Raw genomic sequence first — 3,567 nt, forward strand, 5'->3', positions numbered from 1 at the left:
AATGACACTATTCAAGGTCAAGGGGGAGCAGATACCTTGATTGGCGGTAGTGGTAATGATTCCCTGGACTCCGATACTCTAGGAACTGTTGATCTAATAGGTGATCTTTTAGATGGCGGTGCGGGCAACGATACACTTCAGGGAGAAGCCGGAAACGACACTCTACTTGGTGGCAGTGGCAATGATAGCCTCACGGGTGATGATTCCACTGTAGATTTTGGCAATGATAGCCTCAATGGTGGAGCTGGAAACGATACTTTGAATGGAGGTGCTGGCAATGACATTCTGAATGGTGGTTCGGGAGTGGACACCACCAATGGTGGTTCTGGTAATGATCGGATAATCGACGACGATTTTGTGAATTTCGACATCCACAATGGCGGTCTAGGAATCGATACTATCGATTATTCCAATGTCACATTTGGTTCCGGGGTCACCATCAACCTGGCAACTGAGACCACCTCAGTTTCTGGAGGTAATACCGAAACGATTCGCAGTTTTGAGAACGTCGAGGGCTCTCAGGGGGGTGAGACCATCATCGGTACCAGCGGCGCAAACCGTCTCGATGGTAATGGTGGTAATGACACTATTCAAGGTCAAGGGGGAGCAGATACCTTGATTGGCGGTAGTGGTAATGATTCCCTGGACTCCGATACTCTAGGAACTGTTGATCTAATAGGTGATCTTTTAGATGGCGGTGCGGGCAACGATACACTTCAGGGAGAAGCCGGAAACGACACTCTACTTGGTGGCAGTGGCAATGATAGCCTCACGGGTGATGATTCCACTGTAGATTTTGGCAATGATAGCCTCAATGGTGGAGCTGGAAACGATACTTTGAATGGAGGTGCTGGCAATGACATTCTGAATGGTGGTTCGGGAGTGGACACCACCAATGGTGGTTCTGGTAATGATCGGATAATCGACGACGATTTTGTGAATTTCGACATCCACAATGGCGGTCTAGGAATCGATACTATCGATTATTCCAATGTCACATTTGGTTCCGGGGTCACCATCAACCTGGCAACTGAGACCACCTCAGTTTCTGGAGGTAATACCGAAACGATTCGCAGTTTTGAGAACGTCGAGGGCTCTCAGGGGGGTGAGACCATCATCGGTACCAGCGGCGCAAACCGTCTCGATGGTAATGGTGGTAATGACACCATCAATGGTGGTTTTGGAAACGATATTCTTTTTGGAGGTACCGGGAATGATAGCCTCAATGGTGGTTCTGGCAATGACAGCCTCACTGGCGCAGGTGGTAACGATACCCTAGTTGGAGGTTTCGGCTCAGATACCCTTAACGGTACTAACAGTATTCTCGACGGTGTTGGTGAAATTGATATCCTTGATCCTGGTGATTTTGGTGCCAGGGATCGGATTATCCTGGGCACCCGTGGCTCGATCTATTACAACGGTGCTGGTCTAGATTACGCTGTGATTGACAATTTCGACAGATTTAGCTTCGCTGGCGAAACTGACTCTGACAAGATCCAGATTTCCGGGTCATTGTCCAATTACAGCTTAAGCTCATTCACAGGTACAATATCTGGTGTTTCTATTACCAACGGTACTCGCATTAGCTTAGGTGCAGAAGACATTGCTTATGTCGATTCTATTGGTTTACTGACGGCTAATGACTTTATCTCAGTCTAGTCGCCAAGGCACTTTATCTAACCGGGTGACAAGTAGGATTGTTTGCTTTACTCGCTTTCTGAGTTTAGGGGAAAGCTGCTGATGGGATACCTGGTGAGAGGGGTGTTGGTACCAAGTTGCATTCATACCTAGCACCCCATCACCAGATCACCCGATCACCTTTTGAGGAATATATTATCTTAGGACTTACGACGTTTAGTGGGCTTCGTAAGTCTTAAGCTTAATTATACAGCTTATACCAACTTCAAGTAATATTGTTCAAGCAATATTTTTACACAGGAATCACTATCAATCCCGACAATACTCCATGATCACCTGATCATCCCACTTAAAACTGATCATCCTCCTTTGACCACTTGCCCTTAGACTCAGCCGCCCTGGGGCTACTCCTAGGCTTGACCTGATCACCCCTGGCAATAACTCCAACTGCTTACCCATCTCCACACCGTATTGAATACTACTATATCTAATTTCATCTCATCTTTATCAAAGCTTGACATAGTTAAAGGTTTAGTGAGTTTTTTGTAAAAGTTATAATTTTTATCTGAGTTAGATCTATAATCCGATTAGAGATAAGTCAGACATCAATAGCAAGAGTTAATTGAACTCCTAAATACTTAGATCCAGGTTAAAACTATCTGTATTCGATATATCAGTTCATGGTGCTCCATAAATCAAGGGGTCGATAGGTTCTAAGGAATTGGCGTTGCTGAATCTTTGAATGAATAGGAGTAGAGTGGGCATCCTGCCCGCCCGAAAATATATTGAAACTGGCAAGATGCCAGTTCCACGCAAGATGCCTATTCCACGGCAAGATGCCTATTCCACAGGTGCGACCCAAGGGCGATTTACTCGCCCTTGGAGGCGCGCACCTACTCTTAAAATCATTCCATTGTTAACCAATGCCAACGAATTGACTTGATCTACTTGATTGTTAGATGAACTGACCTGTTAATCAATCAAGATATTATCAATAAAATCACGATTTAGTAGCGTTGAGTAATCATGTTTTTTACGCTACTAACAGATAAATTTTTGTGAGTTTTTGGAAATATGTAACGGTCAACATCAGGATTGTTGATCAAGATTACCCTTGAATTACCCATAAACTGGGTATCTTAAGTTCCACTATTAATAATGAGTATTTCTTGAAAAACTTTTCAGGATATAACTCCGACAAATAGGGTGAATCTTTCCGAATCGAACAATCCCAAAATTTTCAAACAATTGCAATCGATCAGGAGCAAATGACATGGGAAGTTACACTGGTAACAACTTAAACAACTACCTTTATGGTGGCTCTGGTAACGACACTATCTATGGTTTAGGTGGCAACGATACCCTCGTTGGTAACGCTGGCAAGGACTACCTTTATGGTGGCTCTGGCAAGGACTACCTTTATGGTGGCTCTGGCAACGACTACCTTTATGGTGGCTCTGGCCACGACTGCCTCTTTGGTGGCTCTGGCAACGACTACCTGAATGGTGGTACAGGCAGTGACACGATGTATGGTGGCACGGGCAATGACAGCTATGTGGTTGACAGCACCAAGGATGTGGTCACCGAATACGTCAATCAGGGTATTGATACAGTCTTCTCCTCCATCAACTACACCCTAGGAGCCAACCTGGAAAACTTGACCCTGACTGGTAGTGCTTACTACGGCTACGGTAACAGCCTCAACAACAGCATCACTGGTAACAGTTACAACAACTACCTTTGGGGGTCTTCAGGTAATGACTCCTTGTATGGGAATGCTGGTAATGACATCCTCTCTGGTAGCTCTGGCAACGACTACCTGAATGGTGGTACAGGCAGTGACACGATGTATGGTGGCACGGGCAATGACAGCTATGTGGTTGACAGCACCAAGGATGTGGTCACCGAATACGTCAATCAGGGTATTGA

Annotated in this window: 4 protein-coding genes; 3 read left to right on the plus strand and 1 reads right to left on the minus strand. The window is 45.2% G+C overall.

Annotated elements, in window-relative coordinates; genetic code table 11:
• Window positions 1-1,659, plus strand: a 1,659-nt coding sequence (locus tag F6K49_RS25335) for a calcium-binding protein (protein WP_293101108.1), incomplete at its 5' end; no start/stop codon positions are given.
• Between the two features lie 288 nt (window positions 1,660-1,947).
• Here F6K49_RS25335 and F6K49_RS25340 read toward each other — a convergent pair.
• A complete protein-coding gene (locus F6K49_RS25340) occupies window positions 1,948-2,097 on the minus strand; it encodes a hypothetical protein (protein WP_293100753.1) in 150 nt (49 codons plus the stop codon).
• Between the two features lie 340 nt (window positions 2,098-2,437).
• Between F6K49_RS25340 and F6K49_RS25345 the strand changes: the two genes are divergently transcribed.
• The gene (locus F6K49_RS25345) at window positions 2,438-2,581 is read left to right on the plus strand and encodes a hypothetical protein (protein ID WP_293101111.1); all 144 of its coding nucleotides are present in this window, start codon (window positions 2,438-2,440) and stop codon (window positions 2,579-2,581) included.
• A gap of 330 nt (window positions 2,582-2,911) precedes the next feature.
• A partial coding sequence (locus F6K49_RS25350) for a calcium-binding protein (protein ID WP_293101114.1) occupies window positions 2,912-3,567 on the plus strand: 656 nt, incomplete at its 3' end.

The sequence above is a fragment of the Moorena sp. SIO3I6 genome (assembly GCF_010672095.1).